11 protein-coding genes and 2 pseudogenes are annotated in these 16,946 nt (G+C 68.4%); 11 read left to right on the plus strand and 2 right to left on the minus strand.

All coding sequences use genetic code 11. The features are described from left to right. Positions 1–113: 113 nt before the first annotated feature. Positions 114–677, minus strand: a complete 564-nt coding sequence (gene ahpC / locus FEZ32_RS07265; RefSeq protein WP_028703977.1) for an alkyl hydroperoxide reductase subunit C — start codon at positions 675–677, stop codon at positions 114–116. Between the two features lie 183 nt (positions 678–860). Between ahpC and FEZ32_RS07270 the strand changes: the two genes are divergently transcribed. The 4 genes from FEZ32_RS07270 to FEZ32_RS07285 are packed head-to-tail and all read left to right on the plus strand — an operon-like array spanning position 861 to position 5,258. Beyond that, positions 861–2,048: a phosphoribosylaminoimidazolesuccinocarboxamide synthase gene (locus FEZ32_RS07270; RefSeq protein WP_028703976.1), complete on the plus strand. Its 1,188-nt coding sequence runs from the start codon at positions 861–863 to the stop codon at positions 2,046–2,048. Between the two features lies 1 nt (position 2,049). Continuing rightward, positions 2,050–2,727 (plus strand): phosphoribosylformylglycinamidine synthase subunit PurQ, encoded by a 678-nt coding sequence (gene purQ, locus FEZ32_RS07275; RefSeq protein WP_097828417.1) that lies wholly within the window; start codon positions 2,050–2,052, stop codon positions 2,725–2,727. A 43-nt stretch (positions 2,728–2,770) separates the two neighbouring features. Beyond that, positions 2,771–4,240, plus strand: coding sequence for an amino acid permease (locus FEZ32_RS07280; RefSeq protein ID WP_036982721.1), 1,470 nt, complete (start codon positions 2,771–2,773; stop codon positions 4,238–4,240). 19 nt (positions 4,241–4,259) lie between these two features. After that, a complete protein-coding gene (locus FEZ32_RS07285) occupies positions 4,260–5,258 on the plus strand; it encodes an asparaginase (RefSeq protein WP_097798362.1) in 999 nt (332 codons plus the stop codon). 44 nt (positions 5,259–5,302) lie between these two features. Here FEZ32_RS07285 and FEZ32_RS07290 read toward each other — a convergent pair. Beyond that, a pseudogene (locus FEZ32_RS07290) lies at positions 5,303–6,614 on the minus strand (MFS transporter). 208 nt (positions 6,615–6,822) lie between these two features. Between FEZ32_RS07290 and FEZ32_RS07295 the strand changes: the two are divergent. The 7 genes and pseudogenes from FEZ32_RS07295 to FEZ32_RS07325 all read left to right on the plus strand — a co-directional run bounded on the left by FEZ32_RS07295 (position 6,823) and on the right by FEZ32_RS07325 (position 16,885). Next, a complete protein-coding gene (locus tag FEZ32_RS07295; protein WP_084149558.1) occupies positions 6,823–8,238 on the plus strand; it encodes an aspartate aminotransferase family protein in 1,416 nt (471 codons plus the stop codon). A gap of 154 nt (positions 8,239–8,392) precedes the next feature. Continuing rightward, positions 8,393–9,322 (plus strand): annotated as a pseudogene (meaB, locus tag FEZ32_RS07300) (methylmalonyl Co-A mutase-associated GTPase MeaB); the annotation flags it as partial. A gap of 87 nt (positions 9,323–9,409) precedes the next feature. Further along, on the plus strand, positions 9,410–10,414 hold the full coding sequence (locus FEZ32_RS07305) for an IS481-like element ISPfr15 family transposase (RefSeq protein WP_127822681.1): 1,005 nt from the start codon (positions 9,410–9,412) through the stop codon (positions 10,412–10,414). Between the two features lie 222 nt (positions 10,415–10,636). Beyond that, entirely contained in the window at positions 10,637–12,895 is a 2,259-nt protein-coding gene (purL, locus tag FEZ32_RS07310; protein WP_138680321.1) for a phosphoribosylformylglycinamidine synthase subunit PurL, read from the plus strand. 80 nt (positions 12,896–12,975) lie between these two features. Then, positions 12,976–15,345, plus strand: coding sequence for a nitric-oxide reductase large subunit (locus tag FEZ32_RS07315; RefSeq protein ID WP_244937825.1), 2,370 nt, complete (start codon positions 12,976–12,978; stop codon positions 15,343–15,345). Next, positions 15,342–16,085: a hypothetical protein gene (locus tag FEZ32_RS07320; protein WP_138680322.1), complete on the plus strand. Its 744-nt coding sequence runs from the start codon at positions 15,342–15,344 to the stop codon at positions 16,083–16,085. Before FEZ32_RS07315 ends, FEZ32_RS07320 begins: the two co-directional genes overlap by 4 nt. Then, positions 16,082–16,885, plus strand: a complete 804-nt coding sequence (locus FEZ32_RS07325; protein WP_051238659.1) for a slipin family protein — start codon at positions 16,082–16,084, stop codon at positions 16,883–16,885. Before FEZ32_RS07320 ends, FEZ32_RS07325 begins: the two co-directional genes overlap by 4 nt. Positions 16,886–16,946: the final 61 nt, after the last annotated feature.

The raw sequence follows: 16,946 nt of genomic DNA on the forward strand, positions 1-16,946 counted from the left end.
TCGAGGCTGTGACGGGCGGCCTTGCAAAGCTGTCTGAGAAGGGTGACGAGATATCGCGAGCCCCCGGCGGGTCGGGTCCCCGCCGGGGGCTCGCGATGGTTCGGGGATGAGGATCAGATCATGCCGACGAGGTCGATGGACGGGGCGAGGGTGTCATCGCCCTCCTCCCACTTGGCGGGGCAGACCTCGCCGGGATGGGCGGCGATGTACTGGGCCGCCTTGACCTTGCGGACCAGCTCCTCGGCGTTGCGGCCGATTCCCTCGGCGGTGAGCTCGTAGAACTGGATGACTCCCTGCGGGTCGACCAGGAAGGTGGCCCGGTCGGCCTGTCCGGCGCCCAGGCGCTCGACGTCGAAGTTGCGGGTGAGCTGGAGGCTCGGGTCGCCGATCATCGCGTACTGGACCTTGGCGACGGTCTCCGACTCGGAGTGCCATGCCTTGTGGACGAAGTGCGAGTCGGTGGAGACCGAGAAGACCTCGACGCCCATCTTCTGCAGTTCGGTGTAGTGGTCGGCCAGGTCGCCGAGCTCGGTGGGGCAGACGAAGGTGAAGTCGCCCGGGTAGAAGAAGAAGATGGCCCACTTGCCGGCCACGTCGGCATCGGAGACGTCGACGAACTCGCCCTGGTGGTAGGCGTGCGCCTGGAAAGGAAGGATCTTCGTGTTGATCAGACTCATCAGTGACCTTCTTGGTTGTCTCGCTTGCTGATAGAGACAAGCTATCACGTTTGGTCCGACCAATAGATTCCAGTGATCACGCTGTGATCGGGAGACGCCGTCGGGAGGCAGCTCGGTCGTGCTGAGCACGCACGGCCCGGACGTGCTGAGCATGAGGGGCGGAGTGCGTGAGATGATGCCTGCATGGCCAGCTCCACCGATGATCTCGGGCTTCCACTGCTCAGCGAGGGCAAGGTTCGGCGCATGTACCGACTGCCCGATCAGCCGGGTCGACTGCTGATGGTCGCCACCGACCGGATCAGCGCCTACGACCACATCCTGTCCCCGGACATCCCAGACAAGGGGAAGGTGCTCACCGGCATCTCCCTGTGGTGGTTCGACCAGTTGCGCGACGTGGTCGCCAACCATCTCGTCTCCACCGACGTCCCCGAGGCCGTGCAGGGCCGGGCGATGGTGGTCGAGGAGCTCCAGATGTACCCGGTCGAGTGCGTGGTGCGCGGCTACCTCACCGGATCGGGCTGGGCCGAGTACCAGCAGAGCGGCAAGGTCTGCGGCATCGCCCTTCCCGAGGGGCTCCAGGACGGCTCACGACTGCCCGAGCCGATCTTCACCCCGGCCACCAAGGCCGACTACGGCGAGCACGACGAGAACATCGACTTCGACACCCTGGTCTCCATCGTGGGGGCCCCGGTCGCCGAGGAGCTGCGCCGACTGTCCCTGGCCATCTACGCCCGCGCCGAGCAGATCGCCCGCGACCGCGGCATCATCCTGGCCGACACCAAGGTCGAGTTCGGCCACCGCGCCGACGGCACCATCGTGCTGGGCGACGAGGTGCTCACCCCCGACTCCTCGCGCTTCTGGGACGCCTCCCAGTGGGCCCCGGGAGGGTCCAACCCCTCCTTCGACAAGCAGTTCGTCCGCGACTGGCTGACCTTCGGATCGGGGTGGGACCGACACTCGGACGAGGAACCCCCGACCCTGCCCGACAACATCGTCAGCGCCACCCGCGACCGGTACCTCGAGGCATGGACGATGCTCACCGGGGTGAGCGACCCGCTGGGGTCCGCCGATGCCGGGACGGTCCGCCCCGGGACCGACGACCAGACGTCGGCCGGTACCGATAGGATCGGCGCCATGGCACGTGTTGTGGTGGACGTCATGCCCAAGCCCGAGATCCTCGACCCGCAGGGCAAGGCCATCACCGGCGTCCTCGGGAGGCGGGCCCACGAGGGCCTGACGGTCCGACAGGGCAAGCGGTTCGAGATCACCGGCGAGGGGGTCGAGGACCGGCTCGACGAGATCCGCGAGATCGCCGAGACGATGCTGGCCAACACCGTCATCGAGTCCTACGACATTCACGTGGAGCGCTGAGATGGCCCCTCGGATCGGTGTGGTCACCTTCCCGGGAACCCTCGACGACCAGGACGCCGCCCGAGCGGTGCGCCTGGGCGGCGCCGAGCCGGTGCACCTGTGGCACGCCTCCGCCGACCTCAAGGGTGTTGACGGGGTCATCCTGCCCGGTGGCTTCTCCTACGGCGACTACCTGAGGGCCGGTGCCCTCGCGGCGCTGTCGCCGGTGATGACCGCGGTGCGCGAGGCGGCCGACAGGGGCCTGCCCGTGCTGGGAATCTGCAACGGCTTCCAGGTGCTGTGCGAGGCTCACCTGCTGCCCGGAACCCTGATGCGCAACGAGCAGCGGCGGTTCCACTGCTCGGTCCAGGAACTCGTCGTGGAGAGCATCGACACGGTGTGGACCTGCGACTTCAAGCCCGATCAGCGGATCCTGATCCCGGCCAAGCACGGCGAGGGCAACTACGTCGCCTCCACCGATGAGCTGGCGGCCCTGGAGGCCAACAACCAGGTGGTCTTCCGGTACGTGCGCAATCCCAACGGGTCCGAGCACGACATCGCCGGGGTGACCAACGAGACCGGCAATGTGGTGGGCCTGATGCCCCATCCCGAGCACGCCGTCGAGGACCTCACCAGCGGTGGGACCGACGGACTGGGATTCATCTCGTCGGTGCGTCGATTCCTCAGCGTCCACGTCTGAGCGGTTGGACGGACGCCCGACTCGCCGGGTCCATACTTACCCGGTGAGTTCGGACGCAGACACCCGGGTCGTTGACAAGGCCGACGAGGGCTACCAGAAGGGTCTGAAGACCCGACACATCAGAATGATCGCGATCGGCGGATCGATCGGCACCGGGCTGTTCCTGGGTGCCGGCGGCCGGCTGGCGAAGGGCGGCCCGGCACTGGCCATCGCCTACGCGATCTGCGGACTGTTCGCCTTCATCATGGTTCGAGCTCTGGGCGAGCTGTCCATCCACCGGCCCTCCTCGGGAGCCTTCGTCTCCTACGCCCGTGAGTTCATGGGGGAGAAGGGCGCCTACATCACCGGATGGCTGTTCTTCCTCGACTGGGCGACCTCGGTGATGGCCGACATCACGGCCGTCGCGCTCTACCTGCACTTCTGGACCTTCTTCCAGCCGGTCCCCCAGTGGGTGCTGGCGATGATCGCCCTGGCGGTGGTCTTCACCCTGAACATGTTCTCGGTGAAGTACTTCGGCGAGGCGGAGTTCTGGTTCGCCGCGATCAAGGTGACGGCCATCGTGGCCTTCATGGCGGTCGCGATCTGGGCCATCGTCACCGGCCACGCGGTCGGCAAGGACCATGCCGGACTGGCCAACCTCACTCAGCACGGCGGGTTCTTCCCGCTGGGAGTGGCCCCGCTGCTCACCCTGTCGCTCGGCGTCATCTTCGCCTTCGGCGGCACCGAGATGGTCGGCGTGGCCGCCGGAGAGGCCGCCGAGGCCAAGAAGATCCTGCCCAAGGCGGTGAACTCGATGATTCTGCGAATCTTCGTGTTCTACGTCGGCTCGGTGATCCTCATGACCCTGGTGCTGCCGTGGACCGCGTACTCCGGGGACGAGTCCCCGTTCGTCACCTTCTTCGCCCGGATCGGGGTGCCCTACGCCGGAGACATCATGCAGGTGGTGGTGCTCACCGCGGCACTGTCCTCCCTCAATGCCGGTCTCTACGCCACCGGTCGCACCCTGCGGTCGATGGCGGTGGCCGGGGAGGCCCCGCGGATGGCCTCCAAGCTGAACAGGCACCAGGTGCCGGCCGGCGGCATCACCATCACCGCCTCGCTGGGCCTGATCGGCGTGCTCATCAACTACATCTACCCCAGTGGCGCCTTCGACATCGTGATGAACCTGGCCGGTATCGGCATCGCCGGCACCTGGATCTCGATCCTCGCCTCCCATGTGATCTTCGTCCGCCGCGCCAGGAGGGGAGACGTCGAGCGTCCCGACTTCCGGCTGCGCGGGGCGCCGGTGACCAATATCGTGGCCATCGTCTTCCTGGTCGTGGTGATCGTGTCGATGTGGTTCGACCCGGGTGTCGGGCGTCCCACCATCTACATGTTCCTGGGGGTCGTCGTGCTGCTGGTGATCGGCTGGTTCGCGGTGCGCAACCGCATCAAGGGGGACCTGCTCGACAACATCCTGGACGCCGACTCGGCCGAGTCGGCCGACACCACGTCCCAGACGTCACAGAAGTAGAACCGAGGAGGAGAGCCGCATGAGGGTCGAGATCCTGTACACCGGTGGAACCCTGGGTATGGTCGACACCCCTCAGGGGCTGGCCCCCGGGGCCGACCTGGAGGGTTGGCTGCACAGACTGCTCAGCGGCACCGAGCTGGATCGGGGGGTCGGTCTGGTCACCTTCGACCACCTGATCGACTCGGCCAACGCTACCCCCGAGGACTGGCAGCACATCGTCGACGAGCTGTGGGCGCGGCACGATGACGCCGACGCCTTCGTCGTCCTGCACGGGACCGACACGATGGCCTACGCCGCCGCCGCACTGTCCTACGCGCTCACCGGCTTCGACAAGCCCGTGGTGCTCACCGGGGCCCAGTACCCGCTGGGGGTGGTGGGCACCGACGCCGCCCCGAATGTCACCGGGGCGCTGCGTGCGGCGATGGCCGGGCAGTCCTTCGGGGTGGCGATCTTCTTCGGCCACAAGCTGCTGCGCGGCACCCGGGTGACCAAGACCTCGTCGTGGGCCTTCCAGGGATTCGGTTCGCCCAGCGTCCCCGAGCTGGCGCGGACCGGGGCGCCCTGGCAGTGGACCGCTCCCGGTCCGCGCGGGTGCGGCTGGGACAGCCCCCGGCCCTACCGGCGCTGCGACATCGCGGTGCTGGACCTGGCGCCCGGAATCACCGCCGACCGGCTGGCCGCGATGATCGATCCGCGTCCCGAGGCCGTGGTGCTGAGGGCCTTCGGGGTGGGAAACGCTCCCAGCGACGAACCCGGACTGGTCGACGTCATCGCCGCGACGATCGCCGACGGGGTGCCGGTGGTGGTCACCTCCCAGTGCCACCAGGCCGATGTCCTGCTGGGCCACTACGAGGCCGGCTGGGAGCTGGCCCGGGCGGGGGCGATCGGATCGGAGGACATGACTCTGGAGGCCGTCTACGCCAAGCTGGTCTTCCTGCTCTCCCAGGGTCTGGGGGCAGAGGAGGTGGCCCACTGGATGGGCACCAGCATCGCCGGGGAGCTCACCGTCCGCAGCTGAGCGGCGGCCGAGCTCCACGGCTCAGCCGTCACCGCCTGCACCGCTCAGCCGTCACGGCCTCCTCGGTGTCGGGCGATCGCCTCGCGCCAGGGCGGGACGACTGTCCCGGAGGCCGCCATCATCGCCCGCATCCGGCGTCCCGAGTCGAGGAGCCCCCAGACTCCCACGGCGAAGAAGATCAACTGGATGCTCATCGCCCACCGGAACGCCGACAGGGTGTAGGCGCCACCGGGGCACAGCCGGTCCAGGACCAGCCCGATGACCTGGATGAGGATCAGGGAGGCCGTGAACCCGCCCATGATGGCGATCCCGGTCGCGGTGCCCAGCCGCCGGGCCGGATGGCTGGTGCGCAGCACGTCGAAACCGATCGCCCCGCCCGGCAGGCACAGTCCAAGACCTGCCGACAGGGTCGCCAGCAGCCACAGCGGGGCCCTGCCCGGCCATCCCAGGACCGCGATCCACGGGACCACGGCCAGCCCCACCATGCCGACCACCAGGGTGGTGCGGCGCAACGGGTGGCGCTGGGTGAGTCGGGCCGCGACCGGCCCCGACACGGCCGAGGCGATGATGTAGAAGGTCATCAGCCCCGAGGCCGTGGCGGTGGATCTCCCCTCGGCCCGGGTGAGATAGGGCATTCCCCACATCATCGAGTAGACGACCCCGCCCAGATTCGTCGACCAGTGGGCCCAGAACCCCACCCCGGTGGCCGGGTTGCGGATCACCGCCAGGACCTCCCGGGGCAGCTGGCGCACCGATGCGGAGGCGCGCTGATCCCTGGACCCGGCGGGCGCGTCCCCTCAGCAGCAGGGCACTGGTGAGGATCCCGACGACGCCGGCCGCGGCCGCCACCAGGTAGGTGGTGCGCCATCCTCGGGTGCCGACCAGGGTCACCAGCCCCACCGTCGAGCCGATCTGGCCGATCTGGCCGATGAGCCCGGTGAGCTGGGTGAGCATCGGGACCTGTCGGGCCGGGAACCAGGCCGGGATGACCCGGATCGCCGAGCTGAAGGTGCAGGCGTCCCCGGCGCCGACCAGGATGCGGGCCAGGATCGCCAGACCGGGATCGCTGGTGAGGGCGATGATCAGCTGGCCCGCGGTCATCAGCACCGCGCCGAGGGTGATGACGACCCGAGGTCCCAACCGGTCGAGGAGCAGCCCGGCGGGAAGCTGTGCGAGCGCGTAGACCGCCAGCTGAAGCATCATGAAGGTGGCGACGATGCCTGCGGTGGCGTGGAAGTGCGCGGCGGCGGTCAGACCCATCACACCGAGTGAGCTGCGCTGGAGCACCGCCAGTGTGTAGGCCAGTACGGCGGCCCCCCAGACGATCCAGGCTCTGGCCTGCGGTCGCCCCGTCATCCGCACTCCTGCTGGCACGACCGGTCATGCTATGCCCGGCCCGGTCCGGCAATCCAGGCGGGGGATGTGCCCGGGCCGTCACACAGGTGATCGGGTGCGGAAACGACCCGGAAACACGGGAGCCGGACAGTGGGGCCACCGGCGGTGGGCCCGGTCAGGGTCGGCACCGCGAACACCCCAAGCAGGTCCGAGTCGGAAGAAGGCACCGATGTCCACCTCCTCGCACAGCAGCACCGGGAATCAACGTGAGGCCGGGATCCGCCCCGTCGTCGGGTGGGAGGAGGACTGCGGAGCGGCGGGGGTCGGGCACGACCTGACCGGCGCCGATCTCGACGCCGCCGTCATCGAGGCCGACCACTCCCGGGTCCTCCACTCCTGGAGCGCCCAGGCCCATCTGCCCTCCTCGTCGATCGCCGGCGGGTCCGGAGCCAGTCTGTGGGACTACGCCGGCAACACCTGGATCGACTTCTCCAGCCAGCTGATCAACGTCAACATCGGCTACCAGCACCCGCGAGTCGTCGCCGCGATCCGCAGGCAGGCGGAGGTGATGACGATGGTCGCCCCGTCAACCTCCAACAAGCAGCGGGCCGAGGCGGCCGGCAAGATTCTGGAGCACGCACCGGCCGGTTTCGAGAAGGTCTTCTTCACCAACGCCGGGGCCGATGCCAACGAGAACGCGATGCGGATGGCGCGGTTGGTCACCGGCCGGGACAAGATCATCTCCCGGTACCGCTCCTACCACGGCAACACCGGTGCGTCGATCGTGGCGACCGGTGACTGGCGACGCATCCCCAACGAGTACGCCAGGGGACACGTTCACGTCTTCGGCCCCTACCTGTACCGGTCCGAGTTCTGGGCCACCACAGCCGAGCAGGAGTGCGCCAGGGCTCTTGAGCACCTCGAGCACACCATCCTCGCCGAGGGACCCGAGACGATAGCCGGGATCCTGCTCGAGTCGGTTCCCGGCACCGCCGGGATCATGGTTCCCCCGCCCGGATACCTGGCAGGGGTTCGCAGGATCGCCGACCGGTACGGCATCGTGATGATCTGCGACGAGGTGATGGCCGGGTTCGGGCGCACCGGTGCCTGGTTCGCCTTCCAGCGGCAGGACGTCGTCCCCGACCTCATCACCTTCGCCAAGGGGGTGAACTCCGGCTATGTCCCGGCCGGCGGTGTGGTCATCAGCTCCGAGATCGCGCACTTCTTCGACGAACGGGTGTTCCCCGGCGGCCTGACCTACTCCGGCCACCCGCTGGCGATGGCGGCGATCGTGGCGGCCATCACCGCGATGGAGGACGAGGGGATCGTCGAGAACGCCGACCAGATCGGCGAGACGGTCCTTGGCCCCGGGCTGCGTGCTCTCGGCGACAACCCGCTGGTCGGGGAGGTGCGCGGCCAGGGTGTCTTCTGGGCCGTCGAACTGGTCGCTGACAAGGCGACGAGGGAGAGGCTGGAGGGGTCACGGTTGGCAGCCGTCTCGAGGCGCTGCCACCAGCGGGGCCTGATCCTTCCGGTCCACGACAACCGCATTCACGTCGTCCCGCCCTGCGTCATCACCGCCGAGCAGGCCACCCGTGGCATCGAGATCCTCGCCGACGCGCTGGCGGAGGAGGCCCGCCACTGAGCTGGGGCACGGGGCGCTCGCCCTGTTGCTCACCCGCCCTGCTCACCCCGCTGCCCGGTTCGCGCAGACCCCGGCCCGGAGCCGGCCGCTCCCGGTTGCGTCCGCCCCGGTGCGAGGATGTCGGAGCGACATCATAGGCTCGACGAACGGGCGGCTGGCCGGGCCAGGACCGGTCTCGAGACGGAGGAGCAGAACAGTGGGACCAGTGGACGTCAACGATCTCGTCGAGCATGTGGTGGCGGGCAGCAGGCCGCACATCGCCAGGGCCCTGACCCTGGTGGAGTCCAGCCGACCGGTGGACCGTGAGCGGACCCGCACGATGCTGAGGCTGCTCGCCCCGCACACCGGAAAGGCGGTCAGGGTCGGCATCTCGGGGGTTCCCGGCGCCGGCAAGTCGACCTTCATCGACGCGATGGGCTGCCGGCTGGTCGACGAGTACCACCACAAGGTGGCCGTGCTGGCCATCGATCCCTCCTCGGCCAACACCGGCGGCTCGATCCTGGGCGACCGCACCCGGATGGGGGCCCTCGCCGAACGCGAGGACGCCTTCGTCCGCCCCTCTCCCTCGGGCGGCTCCCTGGGCGGTGTGGCGCGAGCCACTCGCGAGGCCATCGTCGTGATGGAGGCGGCCGGCTACGACGTCGTGCTGGTGGAGACGGTCGGCGTCGGACAGTCCGAGGTGGCGGTGGCCGGGATGGTCGACACCTTCCTGCTGCTGTCGGTGGCCGGTACCGGAGACCAGCTCCAGGGGATCAAGAAGGGCGTCCTGGAACTCGCCGACATCGTCGCGGTGAACAAGGCCGACGGGGACAACGCCCCCAACGCCCGGGAGGCCGCCCGCAACCTGCGTCAGGCGATGCGGATGATGTCCTCCTCGACGGAGGAGGACAGCCGCAAGATTCCGGTGCTCACCTGCTCGGCGGTGAGCGGGGAGGGGCTGGACGACGTCTGGAAGGCCGTCCAGGACCATCGCTCCTGGCTGGTGGACAACGGATCCCTGGAGTCCCGCCGAACCCTTCAGCAGCACGAGTGGATGTGGAGCATCGTGCGCAACCGGATCATGGACTCCCTAGATGTACTTCCCCGGGACGTTGTGAACAGTTGAGCTGAGGGGGGAGGCCTCCGGCAGGATGTGGGTTACCACACACGCATCCAGGAACCGGAGGCCTCCGTGACCCACGCTAACGCACCCCTGACCCCCGCTGGAAGGCTCCGGCTGGCCGCCTGCATCGTCGACGACGGCTGGCCCCTGAGACGGGCTGCTGAGCGCTTCCAGGTGAGTCCGGCCACCGCGAAACGCTGGGCCGATCGCTATCGTGCCGGCCAGCCGCTGATCGATCACTCCTCCCGGCCGGCTCACAGCCCCAACCGGTTGTCGCGGCGCACCGAGCACCGGATCGTCGGGCTGCGGTTCACCCGGCGGTGGGGGCCTCATCGGATCGCCTACCACCTGCACATTCCCCGCTCCACCGTGGGGCGTGTCCTGGAGCGCTACCACATGCCTGTGCTGGCCAACACCGATCAGGCCACGGGCCTGCCCGTGCGCCGCCCCGACCCTGTCCGCTACGAGAAACAGGCCCCCGGGGACCTGATCCACGTCGACATCAAGAAGCAGGGCCGTATCCCCGACGGGGGCGGCTGGCGGGCCTTCGGGCGCGGATCGGTCCAGGACCGAACGGCACGGGCCGCAGGAGACCGCGCCGCGCGGGCGGGCGCGCCCGCATCTCGGGGCTACCGGTATCTTCATCACGCCGTCGACGATCACTCCAGAGTCGCCTACTCCGAGATCTGTGACGACGAGAAGAAGGAGACCGCTGCGGGGTTCATGACCCGGGCTCTGACCTTCTTCGAATCCATCGGGGTCGCCGTAAAGGCCGTGATGACCGACAACGGGGCCTGCTACCGGTCCCGGGTCTTCAGCCAGGTCCTCGACGACGCCAAGATCGGTCACAAGTGGACCCGGCCTTACCGGCCTCAGACCAATGGGAAGGTCGAACGGTTCAACCGGTCCCTGGCCGCCGAGTGGGCCTACGCCCGCGACTACACCAGTGAAACTGAACGCGAAGCGGCCTACACGGAATGGTTGCATCACTACAATCACCACAGACCCCACACCGGTATCGGCGGCCAGACCCCCTCAGAACGTGTTCACAACCTCACGGGGAAGTACACCTAGACGGCGATCCCGAGGTCCAGCAGCGCGCTCAGCAGGCCTGCGCCGCCCTGGACGCCGGCGAGTCCGACGCCCTGGACGCCTCCGAGCAGGTGCTGAGGACCTTCGCCTCGCGGGTCCCGGAGTTCGGCTGGTCCGAGCCCGCCGACCCCCGGAAGTAGCCGCCCAGCAGTGGTGGGGGCCGCCCCATACCACTGTCACGGCGCGAACCGCTAGATTGTTCCCGTGGCCGACACCGTAGAGAATGCCCGCAACACACCGGATCTGGCGCAGCCCTGGGCCGACCTGGGGCTCGCCGAGGATGAGTACCGCTCGATCCGCGAGATCCTGGGACGACGTCCCACCGGCGGGGAGCTCGCCATGTACTCGGTGATGTGGTCGGAGCACTGCTCCTACAAGTCGTCGAAGATCTACCTCAAGAAGTTCGCGGCGCTGCCCCAGACCACTCCCCGCGGCCCCCTGCTGGCCGGCATCGGCGACAACGCCGGGGTGGTCGACATCGGCAACGGGCTGGCGGTGACCTTCAAGGCGGAGTCCCACAACCACCCCTCCTACGTGGAGCCGCACCAGGGCGCGGCGACCGGGGTCGGCGGCATCGTGCGCGACATCATGGCGATGGGCGCCCGGCCGATCGGGGTCATGAACGCCCTGGGATTCGGCCCCCTGGATGCCCCCGACACCGCCCGGGTGCTGCCCGGGGTGGTCTCGGGCATCGGCGACTACGGCAATTGCCTGGGACTGCCCACGATCGGCGGCCAGACCGTCTTCGACCCCACCTACTACGGGAACCCGCTGGTCAACGCGCTGTGCGTCGGCGTGCTGCGCCACGAGGACCTTCAGTTCGCCAAGGCCTCGGGAGCCGGCAACCTCGTCGTGCTGTTCGGTGCGGCCACCGGCGGGGACGGGATCGGCGGGGCCTCCATCCTGGCCTCCGAGTCCTTCGAGGCCGAGGGCGAGTCCAAGCGGCCCAGCGTCCAGGTCGGCGACCCGTTCATGGAGAAGCTCCTCATCGAGTGCACCCTCGAACTGTTCTACGCCGGCGTCTGCGAGGCCCTCCAGGACTTCGGCGCCGCCGGCATCTCGTGCGCCACCTCGGAGCTGGCCAGTGCCGGCGACGGCGGCATGCACGTCGAGCTCGACCGGGTGCCGCTGCGCGACCCGAACCTCGCTCCCGAGGAGATCCTGATGAGCGAGTCCCAGGAGCGGATGGCGGCCGTCGTGACCCCCGAGAACCTCGAGCGGTTCATGGAGATCTGCGCCCACTGGCAGGTCCAGGCGACCGTCATCGGCGAGGTCACCGACGGGGACCGGCTGATCGTCGACTGGCGCGGCGAGAAGATCGTCGACGTCGACCCCCACACCGTCGCCCACGACTCCCCGGAACTGCACATGCCGGTGGCCCGTCCCGACTGGATCGACCCGCTCAACGCCGACCACGCCAACAACCTGCCGCGCAGCAACGACGGCGCCGACCTGGCGGCCCAGATCCTGGCCCTGGTCGGCTCCTCGAACCTGTGCGACCGGTCCTGGATCACCGACCAGTACGACCGCTTCGTGCGCGGCAACACGGTGCTCGCCCAGCCCTCCGACGCCGGGATGATCCGGGTCGACGAGACCAGTGGCCTGGGCATCGCCCTGTCCCTGGACGCCAACCCCCGCTACGGGATGCTCAACCCCTACCTCGGCGCCCAGCTCGCACTGGCCGAGTCCTACCGCAATGTGGCCGTCACCGGCGCCACCCCGGTGGCGATCACCGACTGCCTCAACTACGGCTCCCCCTACGACCCCCACGTGATGTGGCAGTTCTCCGAGACCATCCTCGGCCTGGTCGACGGATGCCGGGAGCTCGGCGTGCCGGTCACCGGCGGCAACGTCAGCCTGCACAACCGCACCGGCGACCAGTCCATCCGGCCGACCCCGCTGGTCGGGATGCTCGGCATCATCGACGACGTCGCCAACCGCATCCCGGCGGGCTTCTGCCACTGCGGCGACGCCGTCCTGCTGCTCGGCGAGACGAAGGTCGAGATGGGCGGATCGGCCTGGGAGGACGTCATCCACGACGGCCACCTCGGCGGGATGCCCCCGATGCCCAACCTGCCCGCCGAGAAGGCGCTCGGGCAGGTGCTGGCCGCCGCGGCGGCCGACGGCCTGCTCAGCTCCGCCCACGACCTGTCCGAGGGAGGACTGTCCCAGGCTCTGGTGGAGGCCTGCCTCGATCACGGCATCGGGGTCAGCCTCACCCTTCCCGAGGGGGAGCCCGCGGTGACGCTGTTCTCCGAGAGCCCGGCCCGCGCCCTGGTGTCCCTGTCGGGGGCCGACTACCAGCGGTTCACCGGCCTGTGCGCCGAGCACGGGGTGCCGGTGGCCCGGCTGGGCGAGGTGGTCGACTCCGGGAAGATCGAGATTCAGGATCTGCTCAGCCTCGACCTGGCCACCCTGGGCAAGACCTGGCAGGCCCCGATCCCGGCAGCCATGGAGATCTGAGTCGACGGTTCCGGTACTCGTCGGGAACTGCTCATGGACAGTTATCAGGATTGAGTCCTCAATAATATAGAGTCCTGCCCATGACCAGAACTTCGAAGGCGCGCTCGCAGTCAACGCCGCAGCGCCGGCCGATGGTGGTGGGCAAGGGTTGGGTGCAGGGCGTGGTCCTGGTGATGCTCTTCGGCTTCACCATCATGGGGGCCGTCACCTGGAGCACCTACACCGACTCGATGCCGATTCCCCAGAAAGTCACCACCACGTCCGGCCAGGAGTTGTTCAGCCAGGCCGACATCACCGCTGGACAGGTGATCTTCCAGAACCGCGGCCTGATGGAGTATGGCTCGATCGTCGGTCACGGCGGCTACCTCGGCCCCGACTTCACCGCCGACTACCTGCGGCGGGCGGCCGACCACGCCCTCCAGCTGCGCCAGAAGTCCGGCGTCCACGACCCGACCGAGGCCAACAAGGCCGACTGGCGGACCAACCGGTACGACGAGAAGACCGGGGTCCTCGTGTTCTCCCCGGAACAGGCCTCCGCCTACTCCTACCTGGTCGGCTACTACACCGACTACTTCGGCAAGAACTCCCACAACCTGGGCCTGCTCGCCGACAACATCACCGACCCGGTGCAGGCCAAGCAGCTCACCAGCTTCTTCGCCTGGACCGCCTGGGCGGCGGCCGCCAACCGGCCCGGCCACGACTACTCCTACACCAACAACTGGCCCTCCGAGTCGCGGGTGGACAACGGGCCGACAGCCGACATGGTGCTGTGGTCGGCACTGTCTCTCATCGTCCTGATCGGCGGCACCGGCATCATGTTCGCGATCTACGGCCGATGGAGCCGGAAGATCGGCTGGCATGAGTCCGAGGTGCCGACGCTGTCCTTCATCCGACCGCGCGATGTCGGCCTGACGAAGTCCCAGCGGGTCTGCTCCTGGTTCTTCCTGGTGATCGCCGCGCTCTTCCTGATGCAGACGATCTGCGGGGCCGCCGCTGAGCACTACCGCTCCGATCTCACCAGCTTCTTCGGTTTCGACCTGGCCAGCTGGTTCCCCTACAACCTGGCCCGCACCTGGCACGTCCAGCTCTCCCTGTTCTGGACGGCGGCGGCCTTCCTGGCCGGTGGCATCTTCCTGGCACCGTTCATCTCCGGTCGCGAGCCCAGGCACCAGGGCCGGTGGGCCGGGGTACTGCTCGGCGCAGTGGCCATCGTCGTCTTCGGCTCCCTGGCGGCCGAGATGCTGTCCATCTACGGGGTGTCCTGGGCGCGCGGCCCGCTCTTCGGCCAGCAGTGGGAATACCTCGACCTGCCCAGAGTGTTCCAGACCCTGCTGACGGTCGGGATGTTCCTGTGGGTGTTCATCATCTGGAGGTCGATCCGCGGCCGCCTCAAGGGGGAGTCGCGCGGCAACATGCCCTGGGTCTTCTTCTTCTCGGCGCTGTCGATCCCGATGTTCTACGCGGTCGGTCAGCTCGCCAGCTCCGGCACCCACCTGTCGGTGGCGGAGTTCTGGCGGTTCTGGGTGGTCCACCTGTGGGTGGAGGACTTCCTCGAGCTGTTCACTACCGTCCTGGTCGCCTACATCTTCGTGATGCTCGGCGTGGTCCGGGAGAAGGTGGCCCTGGCCATCATCTACATGGACGTCATCCTGTACTCGGCCGGCGGGGTGCTGGGCACCATGCACCACCTGTACTTCTCGGGCACGCCCAGCTCGAGCATGGCGGTCGGCGCCTTCTTCTCGGCGGCCGAGGTGATCCCGCTGACCTTCCTCACCGTGGAGGCCTGGGCCTTCATGCAGCTGGGAGCACGACAGGAGTCCCGGTCGAGGACCCCCTTCCCGCACCGCTGGTGCGTGATGTTCCTGGTCGCGGTCGGTTTCTGGAACTTCGTCGGGGCCGGCGTCTTCGGGTTCATCATCAACCTGCCGATCGTGTCCTACTACGAGATCGGCACCGCTCTCACCGCCAACCACGCCCACGGCGCCATGATGGGTGTCTACGGGATGCTCGCCCTGGCGCTGGGGATGTTCGCGCTGAGGTACCTGATCCCCGAGGAGAAATGGAACGACCGGCTCGCCAAGATCTCCTTCTGGTCGACCAACATCGGCCTGGTCTGGATGGTCTTCGTGACCCTGCTGCCGCTCGGCCTGCTGCAGCTCTACCACGCAGTCGGTGCCGGGTACTTCGAGGCCCGTTCCCTCAACTACATCACCGATCACCGCAACTCGGTCCTGGAGTGGATGCGGATGCCCGGGGACATCATCTTCATCGTGGGCGGCGTCCTGCCGTTCCTGTGGATGGCCTTCCAAGGCTGGCGGCACCGCAAGCACGGCAAGACCGTCGACGAGCTGCCGGTGGAGAGCCTGTTCACCGTCGACAAGCCCGAGGGCGGGCAGGCCGGACCGGTGGCCGATCCGGCTCCGACCGGTCCCGGCGGGGCGCAGTCATGACCGCTCCGGTCCAGATCTTCCTGGTGTGCGGCTACGCCGTCCTGCTCATCGCGGTGGCCTGGCTGCTCGATCTGTTCGGACGGCGCAGCGCCAGGCGCTCCCGGGAGTGGAAGACGGCCAACTTCGTCTTCCACGACTCCCACGGCGCCTGGAAGTGCCACGAGGACCACTGGCTGTGGCCGGCCAGTTTCGACCCGGTCAAACGAGTGATCCGATACCGCGGTCAGCACGAGATCTGTGGACGCTGCCCGGTCAAGGACTCCTGTGCACCGGGGGTCAGCGCCAGGGAGATCACCGCTCCGGTGGATCCCTGGCCCTACTCGGAGGCCGGCACCTTCCACCGCGGCATGAGCCTGTGCATCCTGATCGCCGGGCTCGCGCTGCCGGCCGGGATGCTCCTGATGGCCCGCACCACCGCCGAGTACGTGGCCCTGCTGGCCACCATCGCGGTGGTGGGGTTGGTCGCCTTGCCGATGGTCAGATCGCTGCGGACCCGTCCCGTCGACATCCCCGATGAGATCCCGATCGAGTCCTCGGTGCCGTTGGACGCCGGCTTCGACGAGATTCCCGGGCCGCGCTCGCGGGCGGTGACCCGAGGGGTGCACGGGCAGCCGCTCACCGACCGTGCCTCCGACGAGGCCGAGCAGTTGATCAGGCGGTACAGCTCGCGGTGGTCCACCGGGAGTACTCGACAGGGTGGCTCCCGGGCCACCCGGACACGGACCGGAGGCCCGCGATGAATCACACGGAATGGCTGTTCACCACCATCGCCCTGGTGATGCTGGTGGTCGGGATACTGGTGACCTGCCTGAAGATCATCCCCGAGTACGAGCGTGCCGTGGTGTTCCGGCTCGGCAGACTGCGGCCTCTGCACGGGGCAGGGCTGGTCTTCATCGTCCCCGGCCTGGACAAGCTGGTCCGGGTCGACACCCGGACCGTCACCCTGACCATCCCGCCCCAGGAGATCATCACCCAGGACAATGTCCCGGCCAGGGTGAATGCGGTGGTCCTGTTCAACGTCACCGATTCCCGGGACGCCGTGATGAATGTCGAGAACTATGCGGTGGCGACCAGTCAGATCGCTCAGACCACCCTGCGGAGCGTGCTCGGACGGGCTGACCTGGACACTCTCCTGGCCCATCGCGAGCAGCTCAACCACGATCTCCGCGAGATCATCGAGGTCCAGACCAGGCCCTGGGGGGTCGACGTCTCGGTGGTGGAGATCAAGGATGTCGAGATCCCCGAGGCGATGCAGCGAGCAATGGCCCGCCAGGCCGAGGCCGAGCGCGAGAGGCGCGCCAAGGTCATCAATGCCCGCGGTGAGCTCCAGGCCTCCGGGGAGCTCAAGCAGGCTGCCGATGTGCTCTCCCAGAGCCCGGCCTCGCTGCAGTTGCGCTATCTCCAAACCCTGCTGGAACTCGGGGCGGACCAGAACTCCACGGTGGTCTTCCCGCTGCCGATGGACATCATCACTCCGCTGCTGAACGCGATGGGAGGAGATCGCAGGTCCGCAGAGCCCACCGGCGACCAGGCTCACTGAGCAGTCGCTTCCGGCCGGCCCCGGCGGGCTTCGGCCCCGACCGGACGGCGGTCGGCCCCGG

It is taken from the genome of Acidipropionibacterium jensenii (assembly GCF_005890135.1).
GTDB classification, from domain to species: domain Bacteria; phylum Actinomycetota; class Actinomycetes; order Propionibacteriales; family Propionibacteriaceae; genus Acidipropionibacterium; species Acidipropionibacterium jensenii.